The following is a 17,143-nucleotide window of genomic DNA, read 5'->3' as shown; positions in this document are numbered from 1 at the left end:
GAAGAAGGCGTCGTTCGGATCCAGCAGGTGGCCGCTTGGTCTGCCGCCTACTGCGTGCCGGCGGCGGGCTGGTTCGCAGCGTCATCGCCGGTAAACCCAGAGTGATGTGAGACCAGAGTGGCCCAGGGGGAACGGGCGTGCAACTCGCGTGGCGCGGATGGCCCCGCTCGGCCCGGCGGCGGCCCGTTCAGTCCCGTGCGCGACGCCCCGCGGCGCCCCGCACCGCCTCGATGAACCTGCGCACGGTGGGGGGCCCGGCCTGCCCGGGAGCCGGTTCGCGCTCGCCGAGCGTGAGCCGGTAGCGCGTGCCGTTCACCTCGGCCAGGGCGTGGTCCTCCGGGGCGAACCAGGGTTTGCCCGCGCGCACGGCCTGCACCGGAGCGCTGTCGATCTCCGTGCCGTAACTGGTGAGCAACTCCAGCCTGCCGTCGGCGATCCGGACCTGTCCGGCGCGGGTGAGGGAGCGCAGGCGCCGGCCGATCCGCACACCCGTCGCCGTGAACTCCGGCTCCGCCATGACTTCCGCCCCCTTGTGCGCTTCGGTGACATCGCTCGGCCCGGGACGGCGTCCCGTGCTCCGTAGTGGACCATGTCCCGTGACGTGCAGTCTGCCCCTCGTGGGCGTCGAGCACCAGTGCTCATGGGAGACGTCGGGAAGTGCCGCCGACCGGGTGTCCCCGCCGCCCGTCGGGCCCGCCGCGGCCGACTGCGCCAGCAGTGCCTTTGAGGTGGTCAAAGGTGTGTTTATGCAGGTGAGAAGCGTGCGAGGGGTGTTTAAGATCGAGGGGTACGGCCGCGTCGAATCGCGTCCGGCACGACGCGAAGGAGCCCCGCGGTGGACACCCCACAGCCCATTCGAGCCGACGGGCCGATGCCGACGCTCGACGTCGACCACAGCGACGCGGAGTACCGCGCCTGGCTGAAAGAAGCCGTCCGAAAGGTCCAGGCGGACGCCAACCGCTCGGCCGACACCCACCTGCTGCGCTTCCCGCTGCCCGAGCGGTGGGGCATCGACCTGTACCTCAAGGACGAATCCACGCACCCGACCGGCAGCCTCAAGCACCGCCTGGCGCGCTCGCTCTTCCTCTATGGCCTCTGCAACGGCTGGATCAGGCCCGGCCGCCCGGTCATCGAGGCGTCCAGCGGCTCGACAGCCGTCTCCGAGGCGTACTTCGCGAAGCTCGTCGGGGTGCCCTTCATCGCCGTGATGCCGCGCACGACCAGTGCCGAGAAGTGCCGCCTGATCGAGTTCCACGGCGGCCGGTGTCACTTCGTCGACGACCCGCGCACGATGTACGCCGAGTCGGCGGCCCTCGCCGTCGAGACCGGCGGCCACTACATGGACCAGTTCACCTACGCGGAACGCGCCACCGACTGGCGCGGCAACAACAACATCGCCGAATCGATCTACCAGCAGCTCCGCCTCGAACGCTACCCGGAGCCCGCCTGGATCGTCGCCACGGCGGGCACCGGCGGCACCTCGGCGACGCTGGCGCGCTACGTCCACTACATGCAGCACGACACCCGCATCTGCGTCGCCGACCCGGAGAACTCCTGCTTCTTCGACGGCTGGACGAAGAACGACCCCGACGCGACGAGCGACTGCGGCTCCCGCATCGAGGGCATCGGACGGCCCCGCATGGAGCCCAGCTTCGTGCCCGGCGCGATCGACCGCATGATGAAGGTCCCGGACGCGGCGTCCGTCGCGGCGGTGCGCGCCCTGGAGCGCGCCATCGGCCGCAAGGCGGGCGGCTCGACCGGCACCGGCCTGTGGAGCGCCCTGAAGATCGTCGCCGAGATGGTCGACGTGGGCCGCCAGGGCAGTGTGGTGACGCTGATCTGCGACCCGGGCGACCGCTACCTGGACAAGTACTACTCCGACGCCTGGCTGGCCGAACAGGGCCTGGACATCGCTCCGTACACGGCGGCGATCGAGACGCTGCTGGCCACGGGGGAGTGGCGGTAGCCCTTCCCTAGCCGGGGTCCCGTTCCACGGCGGTGAGCCGCCGGTCGAGGCGCGTCACGGCGTCGCGGAAGGCGCGGCCGACGCCCGCGCGGCCCACCCGCAGCAGCAGGCGGAACGGGACGGGGCCGTCCGCCGCGACGGTCCACCGCACGCGCGTGCCGGTCCCCGCGGGGCTGAGCCGCCACTCCTCCAGGAGGGCGCGGGGGCCCGGCGCGTTCGTCTCGTCGACGCGGTAGGCGTAGCGGTGCGGGGCCTCGGCCGCGAGGACCGTCTCCCGGAAGCGGGTGCCGCCCCTGAGCCGCACCTCACGGCCCCTGCCGTCGCCGGCCGGGCGGCACGAGGCGACCGCGGTGAACCACCTCGGCCAGCCGGTGGTCTCCTCGGCGAGCGCACGGTAGACCGCCTCCGGCGCCGCGGCCATCTCGCGCGTGAAGACCAGGCGCAGCGGTGCGGATGCGGTGAAGTCGAGCGTCACGGGCTGCAGTCGGCGTGCCATCGAACACGGCCCCCAGGGAAACGGGCGGTTGACCGGGCACGATCAACCATATCCGGCGGGCCGTCAGTTGTCTGCGGGCTCGTCCGCCGCCTCGGGCTCACCCGTGACCACGAGCCTGCGAAGGTGCTCGGAGACCTCCGCGCGCGCCTCCGCCGACAGCCCCGCGTCCGTCACCAACGTGTCGACCTGCGAGAGCGCGGCGAACGAACTGAGCCCCACCGTCCCCCACTTGGTGTGGTCCGCCACCACGATCACCCGCCGCGCGGACCGCACGAGGCGCCGGTTGGTCTCCGCCTCCGCCAGGTTCGGCGTCGACAGGCCCGCCTCCGCCGATATGCCGTGCACCCCGAGGAAGAGCACGTCGAAGTGGAGCGCCCCGATCGCCTGGTCCGCGACCGGACCGACCAGCGAGTCCGAGGGCGTGCGCACCCCGCCGGTCAGCACCACCGTGGCCGCGCCCTGCCGCTGCCCCGAGCTGCGCTGGGCGGAGTGGAAGACATCCGCGACCCGCACGGAGTTGGTCACCACGGTCAGATCGGGCACGTCGAGGAGGTGGTGCGCCAGCGCGTACGTCGTCGTGCCGCCGGACAGCGCGATCGCCGAACCGGGCGCCACCAGGGACGCCGCCGTCCGCGCGATGTCCTCCTTGGCGCTCAGCTCCAGACCCGACTTCGCCTCGAACCCCGGCTCGTGCGTGCTCGCCTCGACGACCGGCACCGCGCCGCCGTGGACCTTCTCCAGGACGCCCTGCCGGGACAGCGCGTCCAGGTCGCGGCGGACCGTCATGTCCGAGACGCCGAGCTTGCGGGTCAGTTCATTGACGCGGACACCGCCCCTGCGGCGCACCTCGTCGAGGATCAGGGCACGGCGCTGCTCGGCGAGGAGGTTCTGGTTCTCACTCACGCCAGGCCCCGGCCCTTCTGCATCATCACACCCGCCGCGCCCCCGCGGCGCGCTGCGCCTCATCCTCGCACGCCCCTCGGACAGCCGGGCCACGTGGTTCCCCGCCGCCCGTTCGGGGGAGATTCAGTGACGGAGGGTGCGCACCGGCCCCTGAGCCGAGATCCTTGCCCCCTCACCACGCACTTCTCGGGGGACACGGAACAGTGGAACGTGCGACGAAGGACGAGACCGCCCTGGAACTCCTGGTGCACGGGGTCGGCGGCACCACACCGGAGGACATGCTCGGCGATCCGCGCACCGTGCGGATCACCGGCGACGACACGGCGGCCGTCTTCCGGCGCGCCGAGGACGCGGACGCCGAGCGGCGCCCCGACGACTACCGCGGCAAACCGGTGCCCGAGGCGTACGTGTGGTGCAACCTCACCTCCGGCAACGGCTCCCGCGCCCTGTGGCTCCTGCTGCTGCCCTTCATGGTGGTCAACCTCGCCCACTGGATGCGGCCCACCTCACGCCGCCGCCGGCGGCTCGTGCGCGCCTACGGCCTCCTGGTGCGGCTGATCGGCCTCACCCTCACCGTGCTCCTGACCGCCGCCGCCTGCGAGGTCGCCCTCGACCTCACCGCCTGGCAGTGCGCGGGCACCCCCGACTGCTCCGCCGACCGCGCCTGGCTCGGCTTCCTCGCGACGGACGAGGCGGGGAACGGCGGCTGGTGGTCGCAGCCCGGCCGCAGGCTCGGCCTCGCCGCCCTGGCGCCCGCCGCGCTCACCGGCCTGCTCTGGTACCTCTCCCGCCGCACCTGGAGCGCCTACGAGTCCCAGCAGCCGCTGCCCCACCATCCCGACCCGGAGGAGGAGACGCACCGCTCCGCGCTCGCCAGGCCCGGCTTCTGGTACGGCCGCCGCCTCGTCGCCCGCCTCCGCGCCGCCCACACCGCCGCCGGGCTGCTCACCGTCGCCGCCGCCGTCGGCGCCGCGGCCGCGCGGCACGACCGCCGCCCCGGCGGCCCCGCCCTGCTCGACGCCCTCGGCTGGACCCTGGAGGCCGCGCTCGCCGCGGGCGGCGTCGTCATCGTGTGGGTGGTGTGCCGCAGGGGGCGCAGCGAGAACCGCCTCGACCGCAGGCTCGACAAGGCCCTGGTCCGGCGCCTTCCGCAGGCCGCGCTCGCCGTGCTCGTCCTCACCCTGCTCTACGCGGGCGTCTCGCGCCCCGGCTGGCAGTCCGCGGGCAGGCTGCCGGGCGACGCCACCTTCGGCGGGATCGCGCTCGTCCAGGGGCTCCTCGTCATCGGCCTCGCGGCGGTCGCACACGCCCTGTACCGCTCGTCGCCGGCCCCCCGCACCGCCCTGCGCGGCCTGGCGGGACCCGCGGTCGCCATGCTGTCCTGCGCGCTCGGCGGGGTGATGTCCGGCGGCGGCGCCCAGCGCGTGGCCGACTGGCTCGACGGCGCCCACGGCTCGATAGCGGGACCGCCCGTCCTGCTCACCTGGCAGGCGTCCGTGATCCCGCCGCTGCTCGTCGTCGTCGCGCTGCTCTGCGCCTGGCTCGGCGCGCGCACCGTCCGCATCAAGCGCCGCGAGCGGGCACAGGTCCCGCTCGACTACCCCGGCGAGCCCAGGGACCCCGAGCGCACGCGCCGCATCGCCGCGACACGCGCCCGTGCCTCCCTCACCGACCGCGCGCCGCGCATCGTCGGCACCGTCTCCGCCGTGACCCTGCTGCTCGGCGCGGGCGCCCTCGTCGGCGCCTGGCTGACCGGAAAAGTGCCCGCCAGGGCCGCCCAAGGGACGCCCGACGTCGTGGAGGGCGCGGCGGAGACCGCGCAGGCGCTCGGGTCCTGGCTGATCGGCTTCGGCTTCATACTGTTCGTCACCTGGGGCCGCCGCGCCTACAAGGACCCGTCCGCCCGCCGCACCATCGGCATCCTCTGGGACGTCGGCACCTTCTGGCCCCGGGCCGCCCACCCCTTCGCCCCGCCCTGCTACGCCGAGCGCGCGGTCCCCGACCTGACCTGGCGCATGGCGGCCTGGACGCGCGCGACCAGCGCCACGGGCGGCCGCCTCGTCATCTCCGGGCACTCACAGGGCAGCGTCCTCGCCGCGGCGGCCGCCTGGCAGCTGCGGCCCTCCGTGCGCAAGCGCGTCGCCCTGCTGACCTACGGCTCACCCCTGGAGCGCCTCTACGGCCGCTGGTTCCCCGCCCACTTCGGCCCGGCGGCCCTGTCGTCCCTGCACCGCGAGGTCGACTGCTGGCGCAACCTGCACCGCGCCACCGACCCGATCGGCGGCCCCATCGGCCTGCACGGCGACTGCGGCCCCCAGGTCGACCGCGCGGCCCTCAAGGACCCCCTGGCCTACGGTCGCACGGAGGCCCACCCGCTCCCGGCGCCGATCCTCGGCCACGGCGGCTACCAGAACGACCCCGCCTTCGCCGAGGAGCGCGCACGGCTCCTCGCGCGCCTGAAGGCGGCCGTGCCCTCGCCGCGGCCCGCGGCCGGCGAAGCGGTCACACCAGCTCCGGCAGATCCTCCGGATACAGCAGGGTGAGCTCGTCGGTGCTCGGATCGGGCAGCTGGGCGACGCGGCCCGCGTGCCGCTCCACCATCGCCTCGAAGGTCTGCCGCGCGGTGCGGCCGTTGCCGAACGCGGGACCCTTCGGCAGCGCCGTGAAGTACTTCAGGAGTGCTTCGGCGGTGCCCGCGCCCAGCCGGTACTCGTGCTCCTCCGCCTGCTGCTCCACGATCCGGAGCAGCTCCTCGGGCGCGTAGTCGCCGAAGGTGATGGTGCGGGAGAAACGGGACGCGACACCGGGGTTGACGGTGAGGAAGCGCCGCATCTCCGCGGTGTAACCGGCGACGATCACGACGACGGCCTCGCGGTGGTCCTCCATCAGCTTCACGAGCGTGTCGATGGCCTCGCGGCCGAAGTCGCGCCCGGAGTCCTCGGGGGAGAGCGCGTACGCCTCGTCGATGAACAGCACACCGCCGCGCGCCCGCTCGAAGGCCTCCTGGGTGCGGATCGCCGTCGAACCGATGTGCTCGCCGACCAGGTCGACGCGGGAGACCTCGACGAGGTGGCCGCTCTCCAGGACGCCGAGCGAGGCGAGGATCTCGCCGTAGAGCCGGGCGACGGTCGTCTTGCCCGTGCCGGGGGAGCCGGTGAAGACCAGGTGGCGGCGGACGGACGCGGCCTTCAGCCCGGCCAGCTGCCTGCGGCGGCCCACCTCGATCATGTCGGTGAGCGCCCGCACCTCGCGCTTGACGCTGTCGAGGCCGACCAGGGCGTCCAGTTCGCCGAGCACCTCCTTCGAGGCGCGGACGGTCTGCTCGGACGCCGCGGGAGGCGCCGCCTGCTGGACGGGGACGGAGCCGAGCAGTCCCACCGTCTGCGTGGCCGTCTGCACGGCGGGCGTCTCCGGCGCCGGAGACGTGGCGGTGGGCGTGCGCAGCCCCCCGCTCTCATCGCTCGCGCAGTCCTCGACGAGCGGGCCCTCCTCGGAGAACTCGAAGCCGCCGCGCGCGCACCGCTCCGTACGGCACTTGCGCAGCGTCGCACGGCAGCCGTCGATGACGTGGAAGCCGTAGCCCCCGCTGCCGCTGACCCGGCAGCCCTGGAGGGTGCCCCGGCCGCCCGCCGACACATAGAAACCGGCCTCCGCGGGGGCGGTGACCGTGCAGCGCTCCACGGTGGGGTCGGCCCCCTTGGTGATGATCACGCCGGTCTGGACGCCGTCGACCGTGCAGTTCGCCAGCGTGCCGCCGCTGCCGTGGTCGCGGAACCACGCTCCCGTGGCGGCCTCGCGGATACGGCAGTCGTCCAGCTCCGCGGTCGCGCCGTCGCTCACCGACACCGCCGTGTTGCGCACCTGGCTGATGTCGCTGTCGACGACGTCCGCGCGGGAGCCGCGGTCCAGGACGAACAGCGCGTCCGGCACGTCGTGCACCCGGCAGGACTCCAGGACGGCGGTCGCGCCGTCGCTGACCCAGACCGCCGGATAGTCGCCCGTGCTGTCGTGGATCTCGCACTGGTTGGCGTCCACGCGCGTGCCGGGGTCCCACACCGAAAGACCGTTGCGCCCGAACCGGCTCACCGTGGAGCGGGTCAGCGTCAGCACGGAGCGCGAGCGCAGATCGATCGCGTTCTCCGGGATGTCGTGGATGCGGCAGTCGGCGAGGGTCAGCACGGCGTCCGTGTCGAGCGTGACGCCGTCGGACGTGGTGCGGTGCACGTCGCAGTCGGTCAGATGCGCGGCGGCCCGCGCGGTGACCTGCACGCCCGAGCCCTTGACCTCGTACACCTCGCAGCCGATCGCCTCAAGGCCGCTGTTCTCGCCCGTCACCGAGAGCCCGGCGCCCGAGGCGTGGTGCACCCGGCAGCGCTCCAGGCGCGGGTGCCCGCCGCCGCGCACCGCCACGCCGGACTGGCCCGCCGCGACGATCTCGCACTCCTCGAAGACACCGCCGCCGTCGTCGAGCACGGCGATGCCGATGCCGCCGGGATTGTCGACCGTGCAGCGGCGCACCGTCGGGCGGGCGCCGCCGCGCACCTCGATGCCGGCGGCGGAGCGGGTCACGACGCGGATGCCGGTCAGCTCGGGAGCGCCGTCCTCGACGAGCAGCGCGGGCGCGGAGGAGTCCTGCCCCTCGATGTGCAGGTCCTGCACGGTCGCGGAGGCCCGGACCGTGAGCGGCACTCCGTCGGGCGGCGCGATGCGCACGGAACCGGGCGTGCTCTCCGGGCCGCGCAGGGTCACCGCGCGCTGGACCACGAGGTTCTCGCGGTAGGTGCCCGCGGCGACGGTCAGTATGTCCCCGTCGCCCGCGGCCTCCAAGGCAGCGGCGAGCGAGGCGTATTCGCCGGTGCGGCGCCGCCACCGCGACGTGCCGGTGTGCGTCACCTGGACCGTGCCCTGTGCCATGGAGTTGCTCTGCCCCCACCTCGTCGTACGCGGGATCCTGCGTCGATGTGCCGTGCCGATGTGCCGTCTCGATGCGCAAGGAGCCGAAGGGATCGGCCGGTCCACCGTAGCGCGCGTGGGCAGGGGCAGTTGACCCGAACGGCAGGCTCTCACCTGCGCGGGCCGCCCGCGTGGCCGTTCAGGAGCCGGCGCCGGTCCTGCCCCAGTCGGGTCCCGCCCTGCCCCATGCCTGGTCCCAACGGGCATAACGCCCCTGCGCGATGCGCCACAGGACGAATCTGCGGGTGCCCTCTATGAGCCCGACGCTAGCCGAGGCCGCGCCGAAGCCCGCGAGCACCGCGTGGGTGTTCGCGGTCGCGGTGTCCAGCGGGCGTCCGACCACCCGGCCGCGCTCGTCGGTCCAGAGCCTGAAGTGAGCGCCGGGGGCCGGGGCGTCGAGGTCGGATGCGACGACGCCCGAGCGTTCGGCGCCGTCAGGGCCCGTCCAGCGCGCGAGGACGCGGCTGTGGGCGTCGCGGGCCGATGAGGTCTCGGGGTCGGGGTCGAGCGGGGGAGCGGAGAGTTTGCGCACGACCGTGCCGACGACGGGGTGGCGGGCCTCGTGCTGCTCGCGCACCGAGGCGAGGAGGGCGTCCCGCGTCAGCTCCGTGGTGACGACGCCGACGACGGGGGCGGCGACCAGGATCAGCGCCAGGGCGGCCAGGGCCACCCAGGACTCCAGGAGGTCGGTCCCGCGGCGCAGCGGATTGTGCCGCCAACGCCAGAGCCCGACGATCGCTCGCACAGCCCCGCACCCCCTCACGCGTCCGTCCTTACCAGTGACGGCACGGCCCACGCGCGGCCGGCGCGAGAAAAGAGAGCGGCATCACCTCCGCGAAGCCGACCCGCGAAGGTCGTCCCTTCACGTCCACGGCCTCCGCGCGGCTGCTCTCCGGCTCCGCGGCCACCTGCTCCCACATCCGTGCCCGGTCGGCGGGTTCCCCGCCGGGCCACGGTCATTCGAGGATGTCGAACCGGTCCCCGACGCGGATGCGCCCCGTCGATTCCGGCACCAGATTCTGCCCGAAGACGAGCTGGTCGCCGAAACGGCGGTGATGGGCGAGCGTGCGCAGCGGTTCCTTGCCGCGTTCCCCGGTGTTCTGGTCGGTGGTCGTCACGACGCACCGCCCGCACTTCTTCACGACACGGAAGACGACACCGCCGATCGCGACGCGCTTCCAGTCGTCCTCGGCCCAGGGCGGGGTGCCGTCCACGACGACGTTGGGCCGGAAGCGGTTCATCGGCAGGGGGCCCTCGTCGGCGTGATCCCCCTGGGCGATCAGCGAATTGAGGGCGTCGAGCGAGGAGGCCGCGGTGAGCAGCAGCGGGAAGCCGTCCGCGAAGCTGACCGTCTCGCCGTCCCCGCCGTACGCCGGGTCGATCGGGCGGCGCGTGGCGGGGGCGTCGAGGTGGACGAGCCGCACGTCCATGCCGAGGTGGGCGCTGAACCAGGCGTGCGCCGCGGCGTCGGCGGGCACCGCGTCGACCTCGTCCCGCCCGATCTCCACCCGCACCGTCACGTGCGGCTCGGGCGCCGCCGCCGTCAGCGTCCTGCGGCCGGGCGCGGACACGCGGACACCGCCGCCGGGCAGAGGCTCGGCGGCGACCAGCGCCATGCGCGGATACGGCCGCTGGGACACGAACCGCCCGTCACCGTCGACCAGCATCCAGCGGTGGTCCCCCGCGAGCCCCCAGGGCTCCACGACGGCCTCACGCTGCGCGTGCCCCTGGGCCGCCTTCAGCGGGTGGACGTGGATCGACCGCAAGGCTGGATTCGACATGCGGACATCCTGCCAGCAGCCACTGACAGCGATGTCCGCGGTCGCTCAGTACCCCCGATAGGGGCGGTTGTACGGATCCTCGTACGGAGCGGGGGCGGGGCGGGGCGCCGCGGGGCGCATCGCCTCGTACCCCGTGCCGGGGGCGGGGCGCTGCTGCTGGGCGCCCGGATAGCCGCGCGGGGCGGCGGCCTGCTGCGGGATGTACGGCGCCGGGGCCTGTTGCAGCGGTGCGGGCTGCTGGGCCTGCGGGTAGCCGTACCCGGTGTTCTGGTGGTGGGAAGGGGCCGCCGGGAGGGCGGGCAACGCGGCCGGGAGCGCGGGCAGATGGCTGTGGCTGCCCGTGTCGTACGCGGAGGGGACCCGGATCGGGGCGATCTGAGGAGTGCCCCGCTCTGCGACGAGGGAGTCGTAGATCGGAGTGTCCGGGAAGGACGGCGCGGAGTAGTAACCGCCGCCATAGGTGGAGCGGGGGGAGGTCATGCTTCATAAGTTAAGCCCTTGATGTGCTGGTTGGGGAGACCGATAAGAGGGTTGTTTTCCGTGTCGGCAGTGGCGACGGACCCCCAATACGAGCGAACTTGGCAAAATCGGTCGCCAGATGACGTAGTGATCATGTAAAAGCCGAGCTCTCGACGGGTTACCCGCGGTCGGTCCCGCGGGGGCGGAAGTGGCGCGTGACGCGGTCGTGGGCCTGCCGGGCTCCGGGTAATAGGTTGGCCGGGAACGGAACCGGCGGCCCTGCCGGACGCGGCCAACTTGCGATGGGGGCGGACATGACCATGCCTAAAGGATCGAACGTTCCCGTGCCGGCGCCGGCCGTGCGGATCGAAATGGGGTGGGGTTCCGGCGCCGGGGTGCCCGACGCCGACGCGTCCGCGCTGCTGCTGGCGTCCTCCGGCAAGGTGCGCTCCGACGCCGACTTCGTCTTCTACAACCAGCCCGGCCACTCCTCCGGAGCCGTGCGGCACGAGGGCAAGCAGCGCTCCGGCACGGGCGTGACCGATGTCCTGAGCGTCGACCTCGCGCGCGTGGAGCCCGCCGTGGAGCGGGTGGTGCTCGCCGCCTCGGCCGACGGCGGCACGTTCGGGCAGGTGCCCGGCCTGTACGTCCGGGTCGTCGACGCGGCGGACGGCGCGGAGATCGCCCGCTACGACAGCGCGGACGCCACCGTGGAGACGGCCTTCGTCCTCGGCGAGCTCTACCGGCGCCAGGGCGCGTGGAAGTTCCGTGCCGTGGGCCAGGGGTACGGCAGCGGACTCGAAGGCCTCGCCGAGGACTACGGCATCACGGTGGATGAGCCCCAGCAGGCCGTGCCCGCCGCGCAGACCCCTCCCGCGCCCCCGTCGCCCGCTCCCGCCGCCGCACCGGCCGCGCCGCCGGCAGCCACGCCCGCCCCCGCCGCCGCGCAGACCCCGCCGCCCGCCGCCCCCGTCCGCCTCACCAAGGTGACGCTGACCAAGGACGCCCCGTCGGTCTCCCTGACGAAGCAGGGCGGCACGTCCGGCGCCATGCGCGTGAACCTCAACTGGCAGGTGCACAAGCAGTTCAAGGGATGGGGCGCGAAGCTCGGCCGGGCCATCGCCATGCACGCCGACCTGGACCTGGACCTCTGCGCGCTCTACGAACTCGCCGACGGCCGCAAGGGCGTCGTCCAGGCGCTCGGCAACGCCTTCGGGGCGCTGCACCAGCCCCCGTACATGCTCCTCGACGGCGACGACCGCACCGGGGCCGTCGCGTCGGGCGAGAACCTCACCATCAACCTCGACCACATCAAGGACTTCCGCCGCATCGTCATCTTCGTGACCATCTACGAGGGCGCGCGCAGCTTCGCCGACCTCAACGCCACGGTCACCCTCCAGCCGCAGCACGGGGCCCCGGTGGACTTCTCCCTCGACGAGTGCACGGTGCCCTCGACGGTGTGCGCCCTCGCCCTGCTCACCAACACCGGCGGCGACCTCGTCGTCCAGCGCGAGGCCCAGTACCTCGTGCCCGAGCGCGGCGTGAGCCCGCAGCGCACCATCGACCGCGCCTACGGCTGGGGCATGAACTGGACGCCGGGCAGGAAGTGAGCGCCCGCCACAAGGCCCCGGCCGCTCAGCGCTGCTCGGGAGCGGGTTCGGGGCGCGCGTACGTACGGCCCTTCCAGGCCGCGCCGCGCCCCCGGTAGTGCAGCACCGCCGAGTCCACGGTCATCAGCAGGTACAGGAAGGCGGTCAGGGGCAGCGTCAGGGCGAGCCACGGCGGCTGCCGGTAGTAGCGGAGCATCGGCAGATAGGTCACGGTCATCACCAGCCACGCCGGGCCGCCGGCCACCGCGCACGGCACGTCCCCGGCGGCCAGGCCCATGACCAGGGCGAGCGGCGGCGCGAGGTAGACCAGGGCCAGGCCCGCCACGGTGCCGAGGAGCAGCGGCGGACTGTGCCGCAGTTGCGCGTACGCGCTCCGCGACACCATGCGCCACAGATCGGCGAGGCGGGGGTAGGGGCGCACGCTGTCGACGCGGTCGGCGAGCCCCAGCCAGATGTGGCCCCCCGAGCGGCGCACCGCCCGCGCGAGCGCCACGTCGTCGATCACCGCGTGCCGGATGGCGTCGGGAACCCCCGCCCGCTCGGCGGCGTCCGCGCGCAGCAGGACGCAGCCGCCCGCCGCCGCGGACGTGCGCGCCCCCCTGCGGCCGATCCGGCGGAAGGGGTAGAGCTGCGCGAAGAAGTAGACGAACGCCGGGACCACCAGGCGCTCCCAGGCGCAGGCCACCCGCAGCCGCGCCATGAGCGAGACCAGGTCGAAACCGCCCCCGTGCGCGGCGGCCACCAGCTCCCGCAGGGAATCCGGGCCGTGCGCGATGTCCGCGTCCGTCAGGAGCAGGTACTCCGGATCGCGGGCGCGGGCCAGGGCGATGCCGTGGCGTACGGCCCAGAGCTTGCCGGTCCACCCGGCGGGCGGCTCGCCGGGGGAGGCGACGGTCAGCGGCAGACCGCCGTGCCGCCCGGCCAGGTCCCTGGCCAGGCCGCCCGTGCCGTCGGTGCTGCCGTCGTCGACGAGGACGACCTCCGCCCGTCCGGGATAGTCCTGCGCGAGCAGCGACGGCAGGCTCTCGGGCAGGACGTCCGCCTCGTCGCGCGCGGGCACGACGACGCAGACCGACGGCCACGCTGCGGGCTCCCGCCGGGGCGGCAGACGCACGTCCGTCCGCCAGAAGAAGCCCTGGCCCAACAGCAGCCACAGCCATGCGGCAAGCGATCCGGCGGCGATCCACGCGAGGGCGCTCATCCGTCGAAGTCTGCCCCACGGAAGGGGCCCTGGGAGGGCCATCGACTATGGTGACCGGGTGAAGATCGCGCTCATGGACTCCGGAATCGGACTGCTCGCCGCGGCGGCCGCGGTGCGGCGCCTGCGGCCCGACGCCGATCTCGTGCTCTCCTCGGACCCCGACGGCATGCCGTGGGGACCGCGCACCCCGCAGGACCTCACCGGGCACGCCCTCGCGGTCGCCGACGCCGCGGCCGCGCACCGTCCCGACGCGCTGATCGTGGCCTGCAACACCGCGTCCGTGCACGCGCTGCCCGCGCTGCGGGCCCGCCTGGAGCCGGGCATCCCGGTGATCGGCACGGTCCCGGCGATCAAGCCCGCCGCCGCGGGGGGCGGCCGGGTCGCCATCTGGGCCACGCCCGCCACCACCGGCAGCCCGTACCAGCGCGACCTCATCGAGCGGTTCGCGCGGGACGCCGACGTCACCGAGGTGCCCTGCCCGGGTCTCGCCGACGCCGTGCAGTACGCGGACGAGCAGGCCATCGACGAGACGATCGCCGCCGCCGCCGCCCTCACCCCGCCCGGCGTCAGGGCCGTCGTCCTGGGCTGCACCCATTACGAACTGGTCGCGGAGCGCATCCGCGGCGCCGTCCAGCGGCCCGGCCGGCCGCCCCTCGTCCTGCACGGCTCCGCCGGCGCGGTCGCCGCCCAGGCCCTGCGCAGGATCGGCGAGCTCCCGGGGAGCGACCCCGCCGAGGCGGCGCCCACGCTCACCGTCCTGCTCAGCGGGCGCGAGGAACGGCTGCCCGCGGCGGCGCTCGCGTACGCCGAGGGACGCCTGCTCGCGACGGTCAGCCCCGCCCTCTGAGACGCCTCCGCAAGCGGTGGGCTCCCGGCCTCCGAGAGCGGTCCGGCGCTCACTCTCGGTGACGCGGTGGTGTCGCGGGGGAATCTGAGTAGTCTCGAAGACATGAAGGACCCAGCCGAAGAGGAGCGCGACGAGCGAGCCGGCTCCGGCAGCTCGCCCGCGGTGTGGACCGGCCGCGCGACCAACCGCGTGCAGTGGCTGCTCGCGTGCGGAGGCGCCGCCTGCCTGGCGCTCGGCATCGTCATCGCGGTTGAATCGATGTGGACCTCCGGCATCGCCGCCCTGGTCATGTCGGTGGTCGGCTGCATCGCCGCCGGGCTCCTGATCCTCTTCGGGACGCTCGCCTTCGTGCATGTCGCCGTGAAGGTCGACGACGACTGCCTGGAGGTGCGCTGCGGTCATCTGGGCCTGCCGCGCCGCCACATCCCGCTCTCCCATGTCGTCGGCGCCGACTTCGCGCCCGCCGTCACGCCACGGCAGTGGGGCGGCTGGGGCTACCGCTGGCTGCCCGAGAAGGGCACGGCCGTCGTCGTCCGGCGCGGCGAGGCACTGGTGCTCAGGCTGGGCGACGGCCACACGTTCACGGTGACCGTGGACGACGCCGAGTCGGCGGTGCGTGTCATCAGACAGCGGCTGCGGCGCCGGGGCACGATCCTCTGACCCTCCGCCCCCCTCTGGCGCCGGGAGGGGGGCGTCGCCACCCCCGCGGACCGCGCTGTCGACGCCCCGGTGACGCGCCGTACACTCCCGGAGTGACCGCCACCACCGCTCCCGTGGACGAGCCCGACCAGCTCGCTCCGCAGCCCGCCCAGGGCCCCCGTGCCCTGCGCGTCCTGCGCCGGCTCGCGCCCGCCGCCGCGGCAGCCCTCGCCGGAGTCCTGCTCTACGTCAGCTTCCCGCCCCGCACGCTCTGGTGGCTGGCGCTCCCGGCCTTCGCGGTCCTCGCCGGGTGTCTGCACGGCCGTACGTGGAAGGCGGGCCTCGGCCTCGGCTACCTCTTCGGCCTCGGCTTCCTGCTGCCCCTCCTCGTCTGGACCGGCGTCGAGGTCGGTCCGGGCCCGTGGCTGGCGCTCGCCGCCGTCGAGGCCGTCTTCGTGGCCCTGGTCGGCGCGGGCACGGCCCTGCTCTCGCGGCTGCCGGGATACCCGCTCTGGGCGGCGGCCCTGTGGATCGCGGGAGAGGCGGCACGCGCGCGCGTGCCCTTCAGCGGCTTCCCCTGGGGCAAGATCGCCTTCGGCCAGGCGGACGGCGTCTTCCTGCCGCTGGCCGCGCTCGGCGGCACACCCGTGCTCGGCTTCGCGGTCGTCCTGTGCGGCTACGGGCTGTACGAGACCGTCCGGCAGGTCCGCGCGGCCCGCTGCTCCGGCGAGGTCCGGCGCGGCGCCGCGGTCGCCGCCCTGCTCAGCGTGCTCGTCCCCGTCGGCGGCGCGTTCGCCGCGCGTCCGCTGGTCAGCAATGACGCGGAGGACGGCACCACCACCATCGCCGCGATCCAGGGCAACGTCCCGCGCGCGGGCCTCGGCTTCAACGCGCAGCGCCGCGCCGTCCTCGACCACCACGTACGCGAGACGGAACGCCTGGCCGCCGCGGTCAAGGCGGGCAAGGCCGAGCAGCCCGACCTCGTGCTGTGGCCGGAGAACTCCTCCGACATCGACCCCTTCACCAACCCCGACGCGCGCCACGAGATCGAGGACGCCGTCGAGGCCATCGGGGCGCCGGTCTCCGTGGGCGGCGTCGTCGAGACCAAGGGCGGCAAGCTCTACAACGAGCAGATCCTCTGGGACCCGCAGAAGGGCCCCACGGACACCTACGACAAGCGGCAGATCCGGCCCTTCGGCGAGTACATCCCGCTGCGCGGCCTCATCCGGGTGTTCAGCAGCGACGTCGACCGGGTCCGCCAGGACTTCAGCCGGGGCGACGAGCCCGGCGTGTTCACCATGGCCGGCGCCGAGGTGGGCCTCGCGACCTGCTACGAGGCCGCCTTCGACTGGGCGGTGCGCGACACCGTGACGCACGGCGCCCAGCTCATCTCGGTGCCCAGCAACAACGCCACGTTCGACCGCAGCGAGATGACCTACCAGCAGCTCGCCATGAGCCGCGTCCGCGCCGTCGAGCACAGCCGCGCCGTGGCCGTCCCCGTTACCAGCGGCGTCAGCGCCGTCATCATGCCGGACGGCGCCGTCAAGGCGAGGACGACCTGGTACACCGCCGACTCACTCGTCGAGGAGGTCCCGCTGCGCTCGTCCCGCACCCCGGCCACCCGCTTCGGCGTGCTCCCCGAGGGCGTCCTCGTGCTGATCGCCGCGGGCGGCCTCGGCTGCGCCGTGACCTCCGCCGCCCGGTCGAGGCGTGCCGCGCGGCGGTGATGTACGGGAGCGGCATGAGCGGCGCCCGTACGCCGTTAGGGTCTGAGCCATGGCTACTCCTGACTTCATCCGCGCCATCCGGGCCGACGCCGGCCAGCAGCTCCTGTGGCTCCCCGGCGTCACCGCCATCGTCTTCGACGACGAGGGCAGAGTGCTGCTGGGCCGGCGCTCGGACAACGGCAAGTGGTCCGTGATCGGCGGCATCCCGGAGCCCGGCGAGCAGCCGGCCGAGTGCGCGGTGCGCGAGGTGTACGAGGAGACGGCGGTGCACTGCGTGCCCGAGCGGGTGGTGCTCGTGCAGGCGCTCGAACCGGTCACCTACCCCAACGGCGACACCTGCCAGTACATGGACATCACCCTGCGCTGCCGCGCCGTCGGCGGCGAGGCCCGCGTGAACGACGACGAGTCCCTTGAGGTCGCCTGGTTCGACGTGGACGCGCTGCCCGCGCTGCACGAGTTCTCGCACTCCCGCATCAAGCAGGCGCTGGGGGACGGACCGACCTGGTTCGAACCCCCGAGCGACGAGGCGCTCAGCACCGGCTCGGCCCTCCGTTAGCCTGA

Annotated in this window: 15 protein-coding genes; 7 read left to right on the top strand and 8 right to left on the bottom strand. The window is 74.0% G+C overall.

Going from position 1 to position 17,143, the window contains the following annotated elements:
• Positions 1-187 precede the first annotated feature (187 nt).
• A complete protein-coding gene (locus DCW30_RS13525) occupies positions 188-517 on the bottom strand; it encodes a hypothetical protein (protein ID WP_076687317.1) in 330 nt (109 codons plus the stop codon).
• Positions 518-871: 354 nt separating this feature from the next.
• On the opposite strand from DCW30_RS13525, the gene cds1 reads away from it, so the two are divergent.
• Positions 872-1,966: an L-cysteine desulfhydrase Cds1 gene (cds1, locus tag DCW30_RS13520; protein ID WP_076687318.1), complete on the top strand. Its 1,095-nt coding sequence runs from the start codon at positions 872-874 to the stop codon at positions 1,964-1,966.
• Between the two features lie 7 nt (positions 1,967-1,973).
• Here cds1 and DCW30_RS13515 read toward each other — a convergent pair whose 3' ends face one another.
• Together DCW30_RS13515 and DCW30_RS13510 are read right to left on the bottom strand one after the other, a co-directional pair.
• Positions 1,974-2,462: an SRPBCC family protein gene (locus DCW30_RS13515; RefSeq protein ID WP_062771193.1), complete on the bottom strand. Its 489-nt coding sequence runs from the start codon at positions 2,460-2,462 to the stop codon at positions 1,974-1,976.
• Between the two features lie 63 nt (positions 2,463-2,525).
• Positions 2,526-3,365: a DeoR/GlpR family DNA-binding transcription regulator gene (locus DCW30_RS13510; RefSeq protein ID WP_062771194.1), complete on the bottom strand. Its 840-nt coding sequence runs from the start codon at positions 3,363-3,365 to the stop codon at positions 2,526-2,528.
• Positions 3,366-3,643: 278 nt separating this feature from the next.
• Here DCW30_RS13510 and DCW30_RS13505 point away from each other — a divergent pair, with 278 nt between their 5' ends.
• Positions 3,644-5,908 (top strand): hypothetical protein, encoded by a 2,265-nt coding sequence (locus tag DCW30_RS13505; RefSeq protein ID WP_232627096.1) that lies wholly within the window; start codon positions 3,644-3,646, stop codon positions 5,906-5,908.
• Here the strand turns inward: DCW30_RS13505 and DCW30_RS13500 are convergent.
• The 4 genes from DCW30_RS13500 to DCW30_RS13485 all read right to left on the bottom strand — a co-directional run bounded on the left by DCW30_RS13500 (position 5,868) and on the right by DCW30_RS13485 (position 10,579).
• Positions 5,868-8,279: a right-handed parallel beta-helix repeat-containing protein gene (locus DCW30_RS13500; protein ID WP_079250213.1), complete on the bottom strand. Its 2,412-nt coding sequence runs from the start codon at positions 8,277-8,279 to the stop codon at positions 5,868-5,870. The two genes, DCW30_RS13505 and DCW30_RS13500, sit on opposite strands and share 41 nt — an antisense overlap.
• A 178-nt stretch (positions 8,280-8,457) precedes the next feature.
• Complete coding sequence (locus tag DCW30_RS13495) at positions 8,458-9,063, bottom strand: Rv1733c family protein (protein ID WP_205576628.1); 606 nt, start codon at positions 9,061-9,063, stop codon at positions 8,458-8,460.
• Positions 9,064-9,274: 211 nt separating this feature from the next.
• Positions 9,275-10,099, bottom strand: a complete 825-nt coding sequence (locus tag DCW30_RS13490) for an MOSC domain-containing protein (protein WP_076687321.1) — start codon at positions 10,097-10,099, stop codon at positions 9,275-9,277.
• Between the two features lie 45 nt (positions 10,100-10,144).
• Positions 10,145-10,579 (bottom strand): DUF6643 family protein, encoded by a 435-nt coding sequence (locus DCW30_RS13485; protein ID WP_062771199.1) that lies wholly within the window; start codon positions 10,577-10,579, stop codon positions 10,145-10,147.
• 281 nt (positions 10,580-10,860) lie between these two features.
• Between DCW30_RS13485 and DCW30_RS13480 the strand changes: the two genes are divergently transcribed.
• Positions 10,861-12,168 carry a TerD family protein gene (locus tag DCW30_RS13480; RefSeq protein WP_076687322.1) on the top strand — a complete coding sequence of 436 codons (1,308 nt, stop codon included), beginning with the start codon at positions 10,861-10,863 and terminating at the stop codon, positions 12,166-12,168.
• A gap of 25 nt (positions 12,169-12,193) precedes the next feature.
• Here DCW30_RS13480 and DCW30_RS13475 read toward each other — a convergent pair whose 3' ends face one another.
• On the bottom strand, positions 12,194-13,369 hold the full coding sequence (locus DCW30_RS13475; RefSeq protein WP_076687323.1) for a glycosyltransferase: 1,176 nt from the start codon (positions 13,367-13,369) through the stop codon (positions 12,194-12,196).
• A gap of 58 nt (positions 13,370-13,427) precedes the next feature.
• Between DCW30_RS13475 and DCW30_RS13470 the strand changes: the two genes are divergently transcribed.
• The 4 genes from DCW30_RS13470 to DCW30_RS13455 all read left to right on the top strand — a co-directional run bounded on the left by DCW30_RS13470 (position 13,428) and on the right by DCW30_RS13455 (position 17,138).
• Positions 13,428-14,216, top strand: a complete 789-nt coding sequence (locus tag DCW30_RS13470) for a glutamate racemase (RefSeq protein WP_076687324.1) — start codon at positions 13,428-13,430, stop codon at positions 14,214-14,216.
• 102 nt (positions 14,217-14,318) lie between these two features.
• Positions 14,319-14,876, top strand: a complete 558-nt coding sequence (locus DCW30_RS13465) for a hypothetical protein (RefSeq protein ID WP_076687325.1) — start codon at positions 14,319-14,321, stop codon at positions 14,874-14,876.
• Between the two features lie 92 nt (positions 14,877-14,968).
• The gene (gene lnt, locus DCW30_RS13460; RefSeq protein WP_076687326.1) at positions 14,969-16,582 is read left to right on the top strand and encodes an apolipoprotein N-acyltransferase; all 1,614 of its coding nucleotides are present in this window, start codon (positions 14,969-14,971) and stop codon (positions 16,580-16,582) included.
• Positions 16,583-16,631: 49 nt separating this feature from the next.
• Positions 16,632-17,138: an NUDIX hydrolase gene (locus DCW30_RS13455; RefSeq protein ID WP_076687327.1), complete on the top strand. Its 507-nt coding sequence runs from the start codon at positions 16,632-16,634 to the stop codon at positions 17,136-17,138.
• The last annotated feature ends 5 nt before the right edge of the window (positions 17,139-17,143 follow it).

This window comes from Streptomyces alfalfae, assembly GCF_004127445.1.
Taxonomy (GTDB): domain Bacteria; phylum Actinomycetota; class Actinomycetes; order Streptomycetales; family Streptomycetaceae; genus Streptomyces; species Streptomyces alfalfae.
This window is presented reverse-complemented; position numbering and strand designations above follow the sequence as displayed.

What these genes read in the sequence shown, in the direction of transcription:
- DCW30_RS13515 (WP_062771193.1), bottom strand. Translation starts at nt 2,462, where the DNA reads ATGGCACGCCGACTGCAGCCCGTGACGCTCGACTTCACCGCATCCGCA.
- DCW30_RS13490 (WP_076687321.1), bottom strand. Translation starts at nt 10,099, where the DNA reads ATGTCGAATCCAGCCTTGCGGTCGATCCACGTCCACCCGCTGAAGGCG.
- DCW30_RS13475 (WP_076687323.1), bottom strand. Translation starts at nt 13,369, where the DNA reads ATGAGCGCCCTCGCGTGGATCGCCGCCGGATCGCTTGCCGCATGGCTG.
- DCW30_RS13525 (WP_076687317.1), bottom strand. Translation starts at nt 517, where the DNA reads ATGGCGGAGCCGGAGTTCACGGCGACGGGTGTGCGGATCGGCCGGCGC.
- DCW30_RS13505 (WP_232627096.1), top strand. Translation starts at nt 3,644, where the DNA reads ATGCTCGGCGATCCGCGCACCGTGCGGATCACCGGCGACGACACGGCG.
- cds1 (WP_076687318.1), top strand. Translation starts at nt 872, where the DNA reads ATGCCGACGCTCGACGTCGACCACAGCGACGCGGAGTACCGCGCCTGG.
- DCW30_RS13455 (WP_076687327.1), top strand. Translation starts at nt 16,632, where the DNA reads ATGGCTACTCCTGACTTCATCCGCGCCATCCGGGCCGACGCCGGCCAG.
- DCW30_RS13480 (WP_076687322.1), top strand. Translation starts at nt 10,861, where the DNA reads ATGGGGGCGGACATGACCATGCCTAAAGGATCGAACGTTCCCGTGCCG.
- DCW30_RS13485 (WP_062771199.1), bottom strand. Translation starts at nt 10,579, where the DNA reads ATGACCTCCCCCCGCTCCACCTATGGCGGCGGTTACTACTCCGCGCCG.
- DCW30_RS13465 (WP_076687325.1), top strand. Translation starts at nt 14,319, where the DNA reads ATGAAGGACCCAGCCGAAGAGGAGCGCGACGAGCGAGCCGGCTCCGGC.
- DCW30_RS13500 (WP_079250213.1), bottom strand. Translation starts at nt 8,279, where the DNA reads ATGGCACAGGGCACGGTCCAGGTGACGCACACCGGCACGTCGCGGTGG.